We start from the raw sequence: 14,534 nt of genomic DNA, 5'->3' as shown, positions 1-14,534 counted from the left end.
TTACTTGGCGCATGACACGTCGATGCGCGTCGCCAGAAGCTGCGAGAAATTCACGCCATCGTCGGGAAGCTGCTGGTTGGGCTTCAGCATGGACACCGAATTCATCCACTCCGACGCGTCGGCATCGGGGTCCGGCCGGGTGAAGCTCTTGGTGCAGGTCTTCGGCAGATCGAGCAGCTGATAGGCGTTCTCGTCGGCGAAGTCGAAGGCGACGAAATAGCTCTCGTCATAAACGGAGAAGGTCACCTTGTCCTTCTTCAGGTCCACCGGCTCGGCGGGTGTCATCTCGAAGAATAGAGTCAGCTGCCCATGGTCGAAGAGGCCACGGATTTCCTTGGGCGGATGGAGCTTGATGTCGCGCTTGCCGATCGAGACGAACGTATAGAACTCCCACTCGGCGATGGAGCCGAGCACGGTCTTGCCCACCGCCTCCAGCTCGTCCGGGTCGAGCTTGCCGTTTCCGTTCTTGTCGAAATCCACCACGACGCTGGAGGAGAAAAGTTCGTCGAAGCGCCAGATATTGCGGATCGCGGAGAGCTTGCCATCGGCCGTTCCGACGATCTCCATCTTGGAGTCGGCGAAGACATGGGGATGCGCCTCAGCCCCGCCGCTGGCGACCAGACCAAGCGCCCATGCGCCCATGCCGATGGCGGCCGCCCGTCTCACACCCATGCTTGCAGTCCCCGTTCGTCCGGCGCCTCTTGGAGGCGCAAAGAACGGCCAAATTGGGGAGAAGTCCAGCGCGAACCCTTGCGGGGGATCGCGCTGGCTCAGGGCATCTTACTGCAGCACCACGACCTGCGCGCCCACGTGAACGCGCTCGAACAGGTCTTCCACATCGGCGTTTCTCATGCGGAAACAACCGGCGGACGCGGCCGAGCCGATCGAGTTCGGCGAATTCGTGCCGTGGATGCGATAGGTGCCCCAGCCCAGATTCATGGCCCGGCGGCCGAGCGGGTTGCTCGGGCCGGGGCCGACCGAGGCCGGCAGGGTCGGTTTGGCCTCGCGCATGGATGGCGTCGGCACCCAGATCGGGTTGAGGCGCTTCTTGGAAACCCAGCTCGTGCCGAACCACTGCTCGCTCGGCTTGCCGACGGCGATGTCGTATTTCAGCGCCCGCTCGTGGCCCGTCACCAGGAAGAGCTGCCGCGCGCCCGTCATGACCACGATCGTGCCTGGCTCGTAGTCCCCTAGAAACAGGGTTTCCTCCCGATCCCGCGAGGGCGCGGCATAAGCGGGAGTGAGCATCGTGGCGCAGGCGATGACGGCCGATGCGACGAGGGCGCGAAAACGGACCATGGAGAACCTCGAATCATGAGCGGCCGGACAAGCTTGATCCGTCAAGCTGCCGGTTCGCGACCCGGACAATTCTTTCGAAACCAGGTTGCCAAGAAGTCAACAAACACGCGCGTTCGCGCAGGAAGATGCCGCCGATGCGGAAAAACCGCATAGATGCCGGCATCGCGCGGCACGAAGTCGTCCAGGATCGAGACGAGACGGCCATCGGCGATATCCTGCCGCACCACGAATTCGGGGATCAGCGCGACGCCGAGGCCCGCCAGCGTCGCCGCCCGCACCGTATAGGGAGAGTTGGCGGAAAAGCGCCCCGACACGTTGATGGGGATCGGATCGCCGGTCTTGGGGTCCTTGAAGGTCCAGTTGTAGAGCGTCTTGGCGTTGGAATCGATCACGGCCGGCAGGCGGGAAATGTCGGTCGGATGGGTCGGCGTGCCATGCGTCTTCAGGAAGTCCGGCGTCGCGCAGATCGCGAAATCGAGTTGGCCGAGACGCCGCGCGATCATGGCCGAATCGGTGAGGCGCGTCATGCGGATCGCAACGTCGAACCCCTCCTCCACCAGATTGACGAAACTGTCGTTGAGGTGAAGATCGAGCGTGATGTCGGGATGGGCGGCCGAGAACTCGACGAGACTGAGGCCCAGCTCGGCATCGCCGAAGGTGCGCGCGGCGGTAACGCGCAGCGCCCCCCTCGCCTCGCCGGTCGCCTCGCGCGCTTCCTCGTTGAGCGCGGCAAGATCGGCGAGGATCGTGGAGGCGCGCGCCACATAGACCTCGCCCGCCGCCGTCAGCGCGATCTGGCGCGTGGTGCGGTTGATGAGGAGAACGCCCAGTTCATCCTCCAGCTCGCGCACATATTTGGACAGAAGCGCCTTGGAGCGACCGGTCTTGCGTGCCGCCGCCGAGAAGCCCTCGCTTTCCACGACAGACAAGAAGGCGCGCATCCGGGTCAACGTATCCATCGGCACAATTTCCTTGCCCCAAACCGACCCGTGTTGCCCCATCGCGACACCGGCCAAAACGCTTCCATATCAGGTTCGCAAGCGTGCGAGAGGGTGAATTTTTCGCTTGTATGCGACATCAGCGGGTCCTATATCGGCCCTTGCCCAATGTCGCACGTGCCTGTGGGCGTCCCCCGGTCCTTCGAATGCGAAGATCACCGGGTCGGTCACTGGAGGTTTCCTCCAGGTCGGTTTCGCTGCTGGCGAAATCGTGGACGCCTTGAAGCAACGACGGTGCGGGCCTTTCTGGTCTCTCCCGGTCTCCATAGCCGGGAATTCTGTAGAGGCACACCTTCCTTGCCTGAAGTGCGGCGGGTCCAACCCTCCAAGCCATGGCACAATCTTCCGCTCTCGTTCGGCCGTCCGGCTGCCCGATGTGGGAGGCTATTCGCGTTTCGCGTTCGATCCATGAGCGGGGTCTCCACCGGCCGTTCGTGGGCTTGAGCGCGTGCGCTCCTCGTCAACCCAAGCGGTTCACTGGAGCTGACCCATGGCTACGCAGCGCATCATCGACTTTCTCGCCACCCGACGTCCCACCGGCCCTTGCCTCGTGGTCGATCTCGACGTGGTGGAAGAGAATTATCAATCCTTCCGCCGCGCGCTGCCGGATTCGGCGATCTATTACGCGGTGAAGGCCAACCCGGCTCCCGAAATCCTGCGCCTTCTCGCCTCGCTCGGCTCCAATTTCGATTGCGCCTCCGTCGCCGAAATCGAGATGGCGCTGAACGCCGGCGCGACGCCCTCGCGCATTTCCTATGGCAACACGATCAAGAAAGAGCGCGACATCGCCTGCGCCCATGCGCTCGGCGTCTCGCTCTTCGCGGTGGACTGCGTGGAAGAGGTCGAGAAGGTGGCCCGCGCCGCACCCGGCGCGCGCGTCTTCTGCCGGGTGCTGACGGACGGGGCCGGCGCCGAATGGCCACTGTCGCGCAAGTTCGGCTGCGTTCCGGCCATGGCCGTGGACGTTCTGACCCACGCCCATGCGCTCGGCCTGACGGCGACGGGCGTCTCCTTCCATGTCGGTTCGCAGCAATGCGACACCGAGGCCTGGGACGGCGCGCTGGCCGACGCCGCCTTCGTGTTCAACACGCTGGCCGAGCGCGGCATCACGCTGACCCTCGTCAACATGGGCGGCGGTTTCCCAACGCGCTATCTCAAGGACGTGCCGACCGCGCAGGCCTATGGCCGCTCGATCTTCGCCGCGCTGCGCCGCCATTTCGGCAACCGCATCCCGGAGACGATCATCGAGCCCGGTCGCGGCATGGTGGGCGATGCCGGCGTCATCAAGGCCGAGGTCGTTCTCGTGTCGAAGAAGTCGGTCGAGGACGCGAACCGCTGGGTTTTCCTCGACATCGGCAAGTTCGGCGGCTTGGCCGAGACGATGGACGAGGCGATCCGTTATCCGATCGTGACGGCGCGCGACGAGGACCGTAAGGAGCCCTGCGTGCTCGCCGGCCCGACCTGCGATTCGGCCGACGTGCTCTACGAGAAGACCCCCTATCCGCTGCCGATCTCGCTGACGGTGGGCGACGAGGTTCTGATCGAAGGCACGGGCGCCTACACGACGACCTATTCGGCCGTCGCCTTCAACGGTTTCGAGCCGCTTCGCTCCTACGTCATCTGAGCGTCGTCCGGCCGGATTAAAAAGCCGCCGATTGGATCGATCTCCCTGTGACACCGCCGAGGCCCGTGAGGCCCCGGCGCCTTGCCCCTCGCCCGATGGCGCCTGCGCGCCCTTGGCGCTTCGCGCTGATTTTATCGTTGCCATGCCCGGACGCGGCCTCAAGCCCCGCCCGGCCGCCTGCCCTCACGCGCGCGTTCGCCTCTCGGCCGACGCGCGAGTTCGCTCGCCCCTGTTTCGAGGATCGCCTCATGGCCGCGCATCCCGTTTCCCTGTTCGAACTCCTGCGCTCCCAGCCGATCGTGCACCTTCGCGCCGAGATGCCGGGGGATGTGAGCGCGCGCGAGGCGCTGCTCGACGCCGCGATGGGTCCAGGCCGCGTGCGCAAGTCCTCCGAGGCGCTGCGTCGCGGGCGGCTGCCGGCCGACGGTCTGGCGCTCGTGGCCGAAACCGAGGACGGCACGCTCATCGGCTCCGTGCGCCTGTGGAACGTCGCGGCGGGCGAGCGGGGCGGCGCGGCCGTTTCCGCCCTCTTGCTCGGACCTCTCGCGGTTCTGCCGGGCTTCGCGGGCTTCGGCATCGGCTCGTCGCTGATGCGCCGCGCCATCGCGGAGGCGGCGTTCCGGGGGCATGATGCGATCGTGCTGGTGGGCGACGCGCCCTATTACGAGCGCTTCGGCTTCTCGGCTGATGTGGCCGCAGGCCTCACCATGCCCGGCCCGTTCGAGCGGCATCGGCTGCTGGGCCTCGAAATCGAGCCGGGTGCGCTTCACGGCGCAGAAGGCATGATCTCTGCCACGGGCCGCGAAATCGCGTCCGAGGCCATCGCCGCAGCCGCCTGATCATCCCTATCTTGCCCGTGCGGGCCGATAAAAAGGCCGGAACGCGAAGGGGCTTCCCCCGCGCGTTCCGACCTCATGCATTCAGACGCTGAAACGATCGGCCAGCCCGTAAGCGCTGGGCGACCAACCAGACCCTACCGTCAGGAGGCTATGTCCACGACGCCCGCCTCGCCGCTGTCGGAGCCGAAGGCGAGGACGCGGCCTTCCTTGTCCCAGCCAAGCGTCGTGACGCCGCCCGAGCCGCCTCGGCGCAGGAGCGCCTCCTTCGAATCGGCAAAGCGCACCGCGAGGATCATGCCGTCCGCATAGCCGATGGCGAGAATATCGTCGCTCGGATGGCAGGCGACGGCGGTGACCATCGTGTCGCCGCGCGTGCCCAATTCCAGCGGCGCCTTGTTCATCGGCCCGTCCTTGGACGAGAAGGGCCAGAGAATCGCAGCCGGCGCGCCCGATGTCGCCAGGAACTTGGTCTTGGCCGACCAGGACCAGCTCTTTACCTTGGCGGGATAGCCGGTCATGCGCATGTGCTTGCCGTCTTCCAGACGCCAGCCATGCAGGGCGTTTTCCTGCATGACGGTGACGAGGAAGCGCCCGTCCGGCGAGAAGAAGACGTCCGTGTGCGGCCCCTTCCAGTCCAGTTCCTGCGGCTTGGCGTCCGTGCCGGCGAAGAAGAGATTGGCGCCGTCATAGCGCGCCGTGGCGAGACGCAGGCCCTTGGGCGCGAAGGCGACATCCTCCACCGTACGGGCATGGACGAATTCGCGCGCCTCGCCCTTGGCCTCGCGCACGAAGGCCGAGCGACCAGCCGCATAGCCGACCGCCCCGCCGGGGCCTCCGGCCACCGCCGTGATCCATTTGCGGCCAGCCGAGCCGAGTTCGCTAAGGGTCATGTCAGGGAGCGTCGCGACGACGCGCCCATCCTCCCCACCCGTGAGAAGGCGATGGGAAAAGGCGTCGTAGCGGGCGGTGACGAGGCCGCCCTTGTGCGCTTCCAGCACCTTCTCGCCGCCGGCGGGAAAGCGGATCGTGCCGTCCGACAGGGCGAAGACCGGCGCGTCCTTGAGGAACAGCGCCGCTTCCACATGCGTGTCGAACGTGTAGGGGACGACCTGAGGCATCAGGCGCCAGCTGCCGCGGGGGACTTGGCGAAGCAGGCCTTGAAGCCCTCTTCCAGCGCTTTGGCGTCCAGCTCGCGCCCGATGAAGACGAGCCGGCTTTCACGCGCCTCGCCCTCGCGCCAGGGCCGCTGATGATCGCCCTCGATGATCATATGAACGCCCTGCACGACATAGCGATCCGGGTCGCCCGCAAAGGCCATGATGCCCTTGAGGCGCAGGATGTTCGCGCCTTGCGTCTGGGTAAGATCCTGAATCCAGGGGAAGAACTTGCGCTGGTCGATTTCCCCGCCGCGCAGCGACACCGATTTCACCGTCACGTCATGGATGGGCGAAACGTCGCCATGGTGATGATGGCCATGGTCGTGATGATGGTGGTCATGGCCGTGGTCGTGATGCCCATGATCGTGGTCGTGATGATCGTGCCCATGGGCATGGTGGTCGTGATGGTGATGATCGTGGTCGCAGTCCGGCCCGCAGACATGATCGTCATGGCCGTGCGCGGCCTCTTCCAGGAACTCCGGCTCCTGATCCAGAACGCGCTTCAAATCGAACGCGCCCTGCCCGAGCACGCGCTTGGGGTCGATGGCCGAGCGCTCCGCGCGGTGAATCACGGCATGGGGGTTGATCGCCCGAACGGTCGCCTCGATCCGGGCGAGTTCTTCGGGCGTCACGAGATCTGTCTTGTTGACGATCACGACATCGGCGAAGGCGATCTGATCCTCGGCCTCGCGCGAGTCCTTGAGGCGCAGCGGCAGGTGCTTGGCATCCACCAGCGTGACCACGGCGTCGAGCCGCGTCTTGGCGCGCACATCGTCGTCCATGAAGAAGGTCTGCGCGACGGGTACGGGATCGGCAAGGCCCGTCGTCTCCACGATGATGGCGTCGAAGCGGCCGGGGCGCTTGGTGAGGTTTTCCACCACGCGCACGAGGTCGCCGCGAACCGTGCAGCACACGCACCCATTGTTCATTTCATAGATCTCTTCGTCGGTTTCGACGATGAGATCGTTGTCGATGCCGATCTCGCCGAACTCGTTCACGATGACGGCGTATCGCTGCCCGTGGTTGTCGGAGAGGATTCGGTTGAGCAGCGTCGTCTTGCCGGAGCCGAGATAGCCGGTGAGAACGGTGACGGGAATCTGGGTTTCGGAGCCGCGAGCGGTTTCGGACATCGAGGTCACTCCATGAAAGGTGCGCCCGATATAGTCCCGCCCGATGGCGATTGCACGGGGGCTGTCGCAAGATCGAAGCGGGCGATGTCCTGGAGAAGCTCTACGAGGCGCACCGCCTGATGCCGGGCGATCGCCTCGCCCATCTCGGGCGTGGCGAGGCGCGCGTCGCCCACCGTGCCGACCGGGTTCAGGTCTTCCGCCATCCAGCCGAAGCCGAGCCGACCATGGGCGCGCAGATGCCGGAACTCTTCCGCCATTCGGCTCTGCTGCGAGGGCTGATCCTGAACATTCGAGGTCACCACCAGATCGGGTCGGAACGCCATCATCAGAGCGGTTTCCACCGCCCCGCCGTGAATGCCGACCGCCCGCTCGTCTTCGGGCACCAGCCCCTCGGGGAGGCCGAAGCGCTGCCAAGCGGCCGTGGCGCAAAGGAGGCCGAACCGGCGGCGCAGATCGAGCGCGGCGAGTTCCATGACCTGCGTGTTGCCGCCATGGGAGGAGACGATGCAAAGGCGGCGGAAGCCCGTTCGCGCCAGCCCTTCCCCAATCCGCAGGAGGGTTTCCACCCCGGTTCGCCAGTCGAGCGACAGGGTGCCCGGAAAGTTCGAATGCTCGTCCGAGGTGCCGATTCGCTGCACCGGCAGAAAGGTCGCCATCAGCCCGCCCGGCAGGCGTTCCAAGGCGCGCTCGACCATGGCGTCGGCGATGATCGCGTCCGTGCCGAGCGGCAGATGCGCGCCATGCTGCTCGATCGCGGCGATGGGCACGACGGCGACCGCCTTTGCGAGGGCGGGACCGAGCGCTGCCAGACCGGCGCTGGTGTTTTCTTCGAAGCAGGGACGAAGCGTCGTCATGGCGGGCCTTCCGGGCGTTCGAACGGATGGAGCCTCTTAACGTCCCCCGCAAGCGCTGCAAACCGGCGAGCACGGCGTTTCGGATGGACTATGACATGGGCTCCGGTTCATGCTGCCCGCGCGAAGTGAGGGCGTGGGAGCGGCATGAGAGGCAAGAAGAAGAAGCGCGAGGTTCTGGGGCAACTGACGCTGACCTCGCGCGCGGCCCGCACCAGCCTGTCGGCCCGGCTCGCCGGAGAGGGCCTGCATCCCGGCCAGGACACCGCTCTGCTCATGATCGCCGATCATGACGATCTCACCTTGCGCGATCTTGCCGACAAGCTGAGCGTTCGCCCGCCCACCGTCACCAAGACAATCAGCCGCCTGGCCGCGCAGGATCTGGTGGAAAAGCGCGCCGGCCCTCCGGAGCGGCGCGGCAGCACGGTGCATCTGACCGAGCGCGGGCAGTCGCTGGTGGAGGGCGTCCGGCGCGCGCAGGCGGCCACCGAAAAGCGCGCGCTGGCCGGTCTCTCGGCCAAGCAGCGCAAGCTTCTGCGAAAGCTCCTGCGCCGCATCGAGCGCAATCTCGGCGCGGTGGACGACGCCATGCTGGCGCCGGACGGCGACGAGTAACCCCTTCCCCGGTGCGGGACGACGCTGTCCGCGCATGGAACACCCACCCGAACCGGCTCGCCGGCGGGCATCCAGCACACCTCCTGTTGCGCGCGCGCCGGCCAGTCCTTAAACCCATAGGCCAGGGACAACCGGGCGAGTGCGGAACGGCGTATAGGTGGCTCAAAAGGTCAAATTATCGACGATCGCCGAGGCGCTCGGCCTGTCGACGGCAACGGTGTCGCTGGCGCTGCGCGACAGCCCGCTCGTGGCCGAGGCCACGCGGGAGCGCATCAAGGAAGAAGCGCGCCAGTCCGGCTATATCTACAATCGCCGCGCCGCGAGCCTTCGCACTTCCAAATCCGGCATTGTCGGCGTCTGCGTCCACGACATCATGAACCCGTTCTACGGCGAGATTCTGAAGTCGATCGAGGACGAGCTGGACCGACACCGGCAGACCTTCATTCTGTGCAATCACTATGACGATCTGGCCAAGCAGCGCGCCTTTCTGGATACGCTGCTTCAGCTGGGCGCGGACGGGCTGATCCTGTCGCCCGCCATCGGCACGCCCGCTTCCGACATTCATCTGGCCGAAACCAATGACTTGCCGGTGACGCTGATCGCGCGAACCGTCGAGGGCTCGGGCGTCACCTCATTCCGGGGCGACGACACCTACGGCATGTCGCTCGTGGTGCGCCATCTCATCGAGGAAGGGCACCGGAAGATCGCCCTGATCGGGGGCACCGAACAGACCTCGACCGGACGCGACCGTCAGCGCGGCTATCAAAACGCGCTGGAGGAAGCCGGCCTGCCCGTGCGCCCGGAATGGTGGATCAAGGGGCCGCGCTCGCGCCATTCCGGCTTCGACGCGGCCAGCGCCTTTCTGGACCTGCCCGACCGGCCGGATGCCGTCGTCTGCTTTTCCGATCTCGTCGCGCTCGGGCTGATGTACGGCCTGTCGCGCGCCGGGCTGCGGCCGGGCGTCGATATCGCCGTCTGCGGTTATGACGACATCGACGAGGCGGCCATCGCCATGCCGCCGCTCACCACCGTCTCCAACGGCCAGAGCGAGGTCGGCCACCGCGCCGCCGGCGCGCTTCTGGCCCGTCTGTCCGGTGCGCCCGCCGTGGAGCAGGTGGAACTCATCAAGCCGGAGCTTCGCATCCGCCGCTCCAGCTTCCTGAAACATACCGGCTCCGAACCGCCTCAATCCTGAAGGACGACGCCTTGGCCTCCCCCTCCCCCCTCGTTCTCGTCTTCGGCCCCTACAACGGCGACGGCCTGGCCGAACTCGAACGCCGTTTCACGGTTCGCCACCAGAAGAGCCGCACCCTCGAAGGCTTGAGCGAGGCCGAGCGCGCCGAGGTCAAGGCGGTGGCGGTCGCCGGCCATCTGCCGAACGAGACGATGGACGCCCTGCCCGCGCTGGAGATCGTCGGCCATTTCGGCGTCGGTTATGACGGGGTGGACGCGGCCCATGCGGCCGAGCGCGGCGTGGCGGTAACGAACACGCCCGATGTCCTGACCGAGGAAGTCGCCGACACCGCCGTCGCCCTCGTGCTCATGACCGTGCGCGAGCTGCACCATGCCGAGAGCCATGCGCGCTCCGGCGAATGGGAGCGCTCCGGCCCCTATCCGCTGACGCGCTTCTCCTTGCGCAACAAGGAGGTCGGCATCATGGGCCTCGGGCGCATCGGGCTCGCCATCGCGCATCGGCTCGAAGCCTTCGGCGTCAAGATCCGCTATCACAACCGCTCCGAGCGCAGCGACGTCGCCTATCCCTATGATGCATCGCTCGAAGCGCTGGCGGAGCAGTCCGATATCCTCCTCATCGCCGCGCCCGGCGGGCCGGCGACGGAGAAGGCGGTGAATGCGGACGTTCTCGCCGCGCTCGGTAACGAGGGCATCCTCATCAATATCGGGCGCGGCACGACGGTCGATGAACCCGCGCTGATCGAGGCGCTGGAACAAGGCACGATCGCGGCGGCGGGGCTGGACGTCTTCGCGGACGAACCCCGCATCCCCGAGCGGCTGCGCGCCTTGCGCAACACGGTTCTCCTGCCCCATGTCGCCTCCGCCTCGCGCGACACGCGCATCCTGATGGGCAATCTGGTGGCCGACAATCTCTCGCGCTGGTTTGCCGGCGAGCGGCTGGAAACGCCCGTTCCCGAAAGCGAGAAGGCCGGTCTGACGCGACGGCAGGGCTGATACGCGCGAACTGAGGGTTCCGCCCGCGCCAGCTTGGCGTCATATTGCGATGCGAAGAATTTTAAGCATCGGAATACAGGGAGGCGGTTCATGACCGACGCCTTGCTCACAACCGTGCCCCCTCTCTCCGGGGCATGGTTTCGAAACATGATTCTCCCGGCGGCGCTGGCCGCATGTCTCTTGTCCTCGCCGGCGCAAGCCGCGCAGACCGTGGAAGGCTCCACGGGTCTCGCCGCCGATCTGGCGTCGGGCACGATCGCCCGGCTGGGCGAGCGGATGGAAGAGTTGCGCGACCCCGCGCAGACCGACAACACCGATCTCGACCTGACGCTGCGCATCGGCCAAGCCCATGCCGACCGCACGCTGGACCCGTTTCTCGACCCGGTGCCCATGCCGGTTCTGCCCAGCCTTTATCTCGACGACGATTTCAACGCGCGGGAAGTACCCAACCGAACGCTCGAAATCCGCCGGCAGGCCAAAAGCGCGACGCCGCTCAATCTCTGGACTGCCGGCGAAGTCGAGATGGGCCGCGCCCGGTCGGGAATGCTGGATGGCGGCCGCAGTTCGGCCGGCCTATCCGGCGGCTTCGATCTGGCCCTGTCCTCGCGCGCCTCGCTCGGCATGGCGCTCGGAATCGACCAGCGCATCGGCGATTCCACCGTCAGCGCGCTCAGTCTCGCCACCTATGGCAGTTTCCATCCGACCGAGCGAACCTTCGTGGATGTCGTGGCGGGCGGCGCGCGGCTCACTGAGAGCCGTACCCAGGAGAGCCCGGCCTTTGTCGGTGGGCTAGCGCAGGGCTTCGGCGCGCTCACCTTCGGCTATGAGCACCGCAGCGGCCCCTGGATGATCTCGCCCTATGGCCGCACGCAGGTCTCGCGGCTCGGGACCGATCTGCCCTCGTTCGGTTCCTCGCCCAACGGCGTCGGCGCGAGCAAGGCCTCGGCCGTGGCGGGCCTGCGCACCGACTACACGCTGAAGGCCTATGGGCTATCGCTGCGCCCCGGCCTGCGCGTCGAGATGCTGCGCGACCTCTCACGCACCCGCGCCATTGGCGCGGACGATGCGTTCGGCCGTTCGGGCTTCGCCAGCCTCACCTTCACGCCTGGCATCCGCGCCGACATCACGCCCGATTGGAGCGCCCGCATCGAACACAAAACGGTCTGGGAGAACGCCGCGCCTCGCTCTTCAATGGAAATGAAGATCAGCGGCAAGTTCTAGCTCGAGTTTGATCCGCACGTCGCTCTTGCTGCACCATCTGCCCGCCGCGCATTTCAGGTAAGCGCTTTCGATCTTGGTCCGCGCTGTGCCGAAGCGGATTCGCTTCGGCGTCGAAGCGTTACGGCCAGGCGGGCGACCCGGTGATCGACAAGCTGATCGCCCGTCGGACAGAGCCCGCGCGCCTGAAGAGACTCTATCGGCCGGGCGCTTATCCCGCGAGCAGATTGATTCCCCGACGTCTGTCGAAACGCATGGAAATGGCCTCCGAAGCTCCTGCCTCGACCCGGATGTGACGCCGATCCTGACGAAGGATCCTTTTCGCACTTGCGAAAAACTCGTTGCAAATTCGCCGTGTTAACCTTCAGGTAAGATTAATGGGGTGATAGTGCCTCCTCAGTGAACATGGTCGCGTCAGTGTGGCCCGTTCGCCTCGATTTTCAGGACACTCGCGCTTTCTCTCCCAATGCGCGCGGGGCCTGTGCCGCAGGAGATCGAATATGAGATTCGCCCCCGTCGCTCTCGTCGTCGGATTCGCGGGTACGATCCTGGCTTCCTATCTTCAGGGGCCTGCCGTCGCCTCGACCGACAGCCTCGTGGCCGCCATGTCGCCGGCGCCCGAGATCACCGCCTCCATCCCCGTCGACGGCCAGCCGGCTGCCGCAGAGGCGGTTCGCCTGATCGATCTGCGCAATGGCGCAAGCTGCAAGGTGAATGGTCCGGTCGAGGACGATGTGGTGCATCGCGTGCCCATGGGGCCGTCCTGCGCCAAGTCGCCTGATCTGGCCCGCGTCGCCTATTGGGAGCGCAAGGATGATGGGTCGCTGGTGATGACCGACCATCACGGCGAAACGGTTCTGGAGTTCATGCCGGGCGACGGCGTGATGTATGAGAGCGTTTATCCCAACAACGCGCTGATCACGATCGTGCCAGCGCGCGGCTGAGCCGAGCTGTCCATCCGATATGACAACGGCGCCCTCGGGCGCCGTTTGTGTTTGGGCCTTCAGCCCTCGCGGCAAGCTTCGAGCGAGCGGAGCTGCCGACCCTCGCCATCGAAATTCTCGTCCGCCAGCCAACGCTCGAAACCTACCTTCACCACCGGCCATTCAGGATCGATGATCGAGAACCAGGCCGTATCCCGGTTCCGCCCCTTCACCACCATATGCTGGCGGAACAGGCTCTCGTACTGAAAGCCGTAGCGCGCCGCCGCGCGGCGGGAGGGCGCGTTGGTGCTTTCGCACTTCCATTCCAGGCGGCGATAGCCCAGCTCGTCGAAGACACGCCCATAGAGAAGTGCGAAGGCCTCCGTGGAAGCGCGCGTCTTCTGGAGCGAGGGCGCAAGGCAGATATGGCCGATCTCGGCCACGCCATGGGCGGGGTCGAGCCGCATTAGCGCCGCCACGCCCTCTGCCCTGTCCGAGCCGGCCGGGATGATCGCGTGGAACTTCGGATCGGAGGAAAGATAGGTCGCCTGCGCATAGCGCAAAAACGCCTCCGCCCCGTCGAACGGCCCATAGGCGAGATAGGTCCAGAGCGCGTCATGGCCGCGAAAGGCCGCTTCGAGATCGGCGAAATGCCGGTCGTCCACGATGGGCTCCACGCGAACATGGCGGCCGACCAACGGCTCGTTGCCCGGAAGGGCGCGCGGCTGCCAGTTCGCGAGGGAGCGCTCGGTCATCTCGAATGGTCTTTCACAAAGCGAATCACGCTATCTCGGACATCACGGTTACCCAGCGGCAGCGCCGTGGCAAGGGAGCTGACAGCACCCACATGGTCGAGGCCAGGATAGGTGCGCACCTCGACCTGTCCGCCCTTCTCGCGAATGGCGCGGGCCATGGATTGCGTTTCCTTGGGCTCGACCGTCGTGTCGGCGAGACCCGTGATGAGCAGCGCCGGGGCCGCGCGGCCGCTGGCAAAGCGCACGGGCTGGCTGTCGGCTCGAACCGCCGGTGGGAAGATGCGCTTGTAGCGTTCCTCCTGGATCGGCAGGAAATCGTAGGGCCCGGCCAGCCCGATGAAACCCGATAGTGCTCGCGCATCGAGCCCGACACGCTGGAGATAGCGTCCGTCGAAGGCCAATAGCGCGCCGATCTGCGCGCCCGCCGAATGACCCATGACGAAGAGCGGATGGCGCCCGGCGGGCAGCCCGTGGCCGCCTTGGCTGGCAAGGCGTTCAACCGCCGCCACGGCGCGCGCTCCATCCTCCACGAAACCGGGAAAGACGGTCTGCGGGTAGAGCCGGTAATTGGGAATCGCCACCACGAAGCCAGCCGTCGCCAGCGACTGGCCGACAAAGGGATAAAGCGACTTGGAGCCGCCGTCCCAACTGCCGCCATGGAAGAACACGACGACCGGCGTTCGGGTGTCGGCATTGTCGGGAACGTAGAGGTCGTAGGTTCCGCGCTCGCCCGGCGCATAGCGCAGATCGCGGATCGTCTCGAAACCGGCGCGTGAGGTCAACGCGTTGAGAACGGCCGGCCCCGAGCAGCCCGCGAGAACGCAAAGCGACAGGAGGCCGAGAAGGCTGGGAAACAGGCGCGGCATGGCACATCCAAAGCAGAGGTCGCGCGAGAAGATGGTGCGGCGGCGAAAAATCGCCACCGCAAGGCGGGTGGT

General features: G+C 66.1%; 15 protein-coding genes. 7 read left to right on the top strand and 8 right to left on the bottom strand.

What is annotated here, in order from left to right; all coding sequences use genetic code 11:
* The 3 genes from NS365_RS10255 to NS365_RS10245 form a co-directional block, all read right to left on the bottom strand.
* On the bottom strand, window positions 1-672 hold the full coding sequence (locus NS365_RS10255) for a DUF1007 family protein (RefSeq protein ID WP_058600187.1): 672 nt from the start codon (window positions 670-672) through the stop codon (window positions 1-3).
* 108 nt (window positions 673-780) lie between these two features.
* Window positions 781-1,299 (bottom strand): L,D-transpeptidase, encoded by a 519-nt coding sequence (locus NS365_RS10250; protein ID WP_058600186.1) that lies wholly within the window; start codon window positions 1,297-1,299, stop codon window positions 781-783.
* Window positions 1,300-1,340: 41 nt separating this feature from the next.
* Window positions 1,341-2,258, bottom strand: a complete 918-nt coding sequence (locus NS365_RS10245; protein ID WP_058600185.1) for a LysR family transcriptional regulator — start codon at window positions 2,256-2,258, stop codon at window positions 1,341-1,343.
* Window positions 2,259-2,787: 529 nt separating this feature from the next.
* On the opposite strand from NS365_RS10245, the gene odc2 reads away from it, so the two are divergent.
* Window positions 2,788-3,921, top strand: coding sequence for an ornithine/lysine decarboxylase (gene odc2 / locus NS365_RS10240; protein WP_058600184.1), 1,134 nt, complete (start codon window positions 2,788-2,790; stop codon window positions 3,919-3,921).
* A gap of 317 nt (window positions 3,922-4,238) precedes the next feature.
* Window positions 4,239-4,760, top strand: a complete 522-nt coding sequence (locus NS365_RS10235) for a GNAT family N-acetyltransferase (RefSeq protein WP_430515419.1) — start codon at window positions 4,239-4,241, stop codon at window positions 4,758-4,760.
* Between the two features lie 140 nt (window positions 4,761-4,900).
* Here the strand turns inward: NS365_RS10235 and NS365_RS10230 are convergent, their stop codons facing one another.
* Genes NS365_RS10230 through NS365_RS10220 form a run of 3 tightly spaced genes read right to left on the bottom strand, consistent with a single transcriptional unit; the run spans window position 4,901 to window position 7,901 of the window.
* Complete coding sequence (locus NS365_RS10230; protein WP_058600182.1) at window positions 4,901-5,878, bottom strand: WD40 repeat domain-containing protein; 978 nt, start codon at window positions 5,876-5,878, stop codon at window positions 4,901-4,903.
* Entirely contained in the window at window positions 5,878-7,047 is a 1,170-nt protein-coding gene (locus NS365_RS10225) for a CobW family GTP-binding protein (RefSeq protein ID WP_058600181.1), read from the bottom strand. The genes NS365_RS10230 and NS365_RS10225 overlap by 1 nt, the downstream gene beginning before the upstream one ends.
* Before the next feature lie 5 nt (window positions 7,048-7,052).
* Window positions 7,053-7,901, bottom strand: a complete 849-nt coding sequence (locus NS365_RS10220; RefSeq protein WP_058600180.1) for a creatininase family protein — start codon at window positions 7,899-7,901, stop codon at window positions 7,053-7,055.
* A 144-nt stretch (window positions 7,902-8,045) separates the two neighbouring features.
* On the opposite strand from NS365_RS10220, the gene NS365_RS10215 reads away from it, so the two are divergent.
* From NS365_RS10215 to NS365_RS10195, 5 genes are all read left to right on the top strand, one after another.
* Entirely contained in the window at window positions 8,046-8,513 is a 468-nt protein-coding gene (locus NS365_RS10215) for a MarR family winged helix-turn-helix transcriptional regulator (protein WP_058600179.1), read from the top strand.
* Window positions 8,514-8,670: 157 nt separating this feature from the next.
* Window positions 8,671-9,708, top strand: coding sequence for a LacI family DNA-binding transcriptional regulator (locus tag NS365_RS10210; RefSeq protein WP_058600178.1), 1,038 nt, complete (start codon window positions 8,671-8,673; stop codon window positions 9,706-9,708).
* Between the two features lie 11 nt (window positions 9,709-9,719).
* Window positions 9,720-10,700 carry a 2-hydroxyacid dehydrogenase gene (locus NS365_RS10205; RefSeq protein WP_058600177.1) on the top strand — a complete coding sequence of 327 codons (981 nt, stop codon included), beginning with the start codon at window positions 9,720-9,722 and terminating at the stop codon, window positions 10,698-10,700.
* A 90-nt stretch (window positions 10,701-10,790) separates the two neighbouring features.
* Window positions 10,791-11,921, top strand: coding sequence for an autotransporter outer membrane beta-barrel domain-containing protein (locus NS365_RS10200; protein WP_153003720.1), 1,131 nt, complete (start codon window positions 10,791-10,793; stop codon window positions 11,919-11,921).
* 497 nt (window positions 11,922-12,418) lie between these two features.
* The gene (locus tag NS365_RS10195; protein WP_058600175.1) at window positions 12,419-12,862 is read left to right on the top strand and encodes a hypothetical protein; all 444 of its coding nucleotides are present in this window, start codon (window positions 12,419-12,421) and stop codon (window positions 12,860-12,862) included.
* Between the two features lie 59 nt (window positions 12,863-12,921).
* Here the strand turns inward: NS365_RS10195 and NS365_RS10190 are convergent, their stop codons facing one another.
* Together NS365_RS10190 and NS365_RS10185 are read right to left on the bottom strand one after the other, a co-directional pair.
* The gene (locus NS365_RS10190; protein ID WP_058600174.1) at window positions 12,922-13,596 is read right to left on the bottom strand and encodes a GNAT family N-acetyltransferase; all 675 of its coding nucleotides are present in this window, start codon (window positions 13,594-13,596) and stop codon (window positions 12,922-12,924) included.
* Window positions 13,593-14,462, bottom strand: coding sequence for an alpha/beta hydrolase (locus NS365_RS10185; RefSeq protein WP_058600286.1), 870 nt, complete (start codon window positions 14,460-14,462; stop codon window positions 13,593-13,595). Before NS365_RS10185 ends, NS365_RS10190 begins: the two co-directional genes overlap by 4 nt.
* Between the last annotated feature and the right edge of the window lie 72 nt (window positions 14,463-14,534).

Source organism: Aureimonas ureilytica, from assembly GCF_001475935.1.
GTDB lineage: Bacteria > Pseudomonadota > Alphaproteobacteria > Rhizobiales > Rhizobiaceae > Aureimonas > Aureimonas ureilytica_A.
Note: the sequence above shows the minus strand (reverse complement) of the source record. Positions and strands in the feature narration are given on the sequence as shown.

What these genes read in the sequence shown, in the direction of transcription:
- NS365_RS10225 (WP_058600181.1), bottom strand. Translation starts at nt 7,047, where the DNA reads ATGTCCGAAACCGCTCGCGGCTCCGAAACCCAGATTCCCGTCACCGTT.
- odc2 (WP_058600184.1), top strand. Translation starts at nt 2,788, where the DNA reads ATGGCTACGCAGCGCATCATCGACTTTCTCGCCACCCGACGTCCCACC.
- NS365_RS10235 (WP_430515419.1), top strand. Translation starts at nt 4,239, where the DNA reads ATGCCGGGGGATGTGAGCGCGCGCGAGGCGCTGCTCGACGCCGCGATG.
- NS365_RS10215 (WP_058600179.1), top strand. Translation starts at nt 8,046, where the DNA reads ATGAGAGGCAAGAAGAAGAAGCGCGAGGTTCTGGGGCAACTGACGCTG.
- NS365_RS10220 (WP_058600180.1), bottom strand. Translation starts at nt 7,901, where the DNA reads ATGACGACGCTTCGTCCCTGCTTCGAAGAAAACACCAGCGCCGGTCTG.
- NS365_RS10250 (WP_058600186.1), bottom strand. Translation starts at nt 1,299, where the DNA reads ATGGTCCGTTTTCGCGCCCTCGTCGCATCGGCCGTCATCGCCTGCGCC.
- NS365_RS10195 (WP_058600175.1), top strand. Translation starts at nt 12,419, where the DNA reads ATGAGATTCGCCCCCGTCGCTCTCGTCGTCGGATTCGCGGGTACGATC.
- NS365_RS10230 (WP_058600182.1), bottom strand. Translation starts at nt 5,878, where the DNA reads ATGCCTCAGGTCGTCCCCTACACGTTCGACACGCATGTGGAAGCGGCG.
- NS365_RS10255 (WP_058600187.1), bottom strand. Translation starts at nt 672, where the DNA reads ATGGGTGTGAGACGGGCGGCCGCCATCGGCATGGGCGCATGGGCGCTT.
- NS365_RS10185 (WP_058600286.1), bottom strand. Translation starts at nt 14,462, where the DNA reads ATGCCGCGCCTGTTTCCCAGCCTTCTCGGCCTCCTGTCGCTTTGCGTT.
- NS365_RS10190 (WP_058600174.1), bottom strand. Translation starts at nt 13,596, where the DNA reads ATGACCGAGCGCTCCCTCGCGAACTGGCAGCCGCGCGCCCTTCCGGGC.
- NS365_RS10245 (WP_058600185.1), bottom strand. Translation starts at nt 2,258, where the DNA reads ATGGATACGTTGACCCGGATGCGCGCCTTCTTGTCTGTCGTGGAAAGC.
- NS365_RS10200 (WP_153003720.1), top strand. Translation starts at nt 10,791, where the DNA reads ATGACCGACGCCTTGCTCACAACCGTGCCCCCTCTCTCCGGGGCATGG.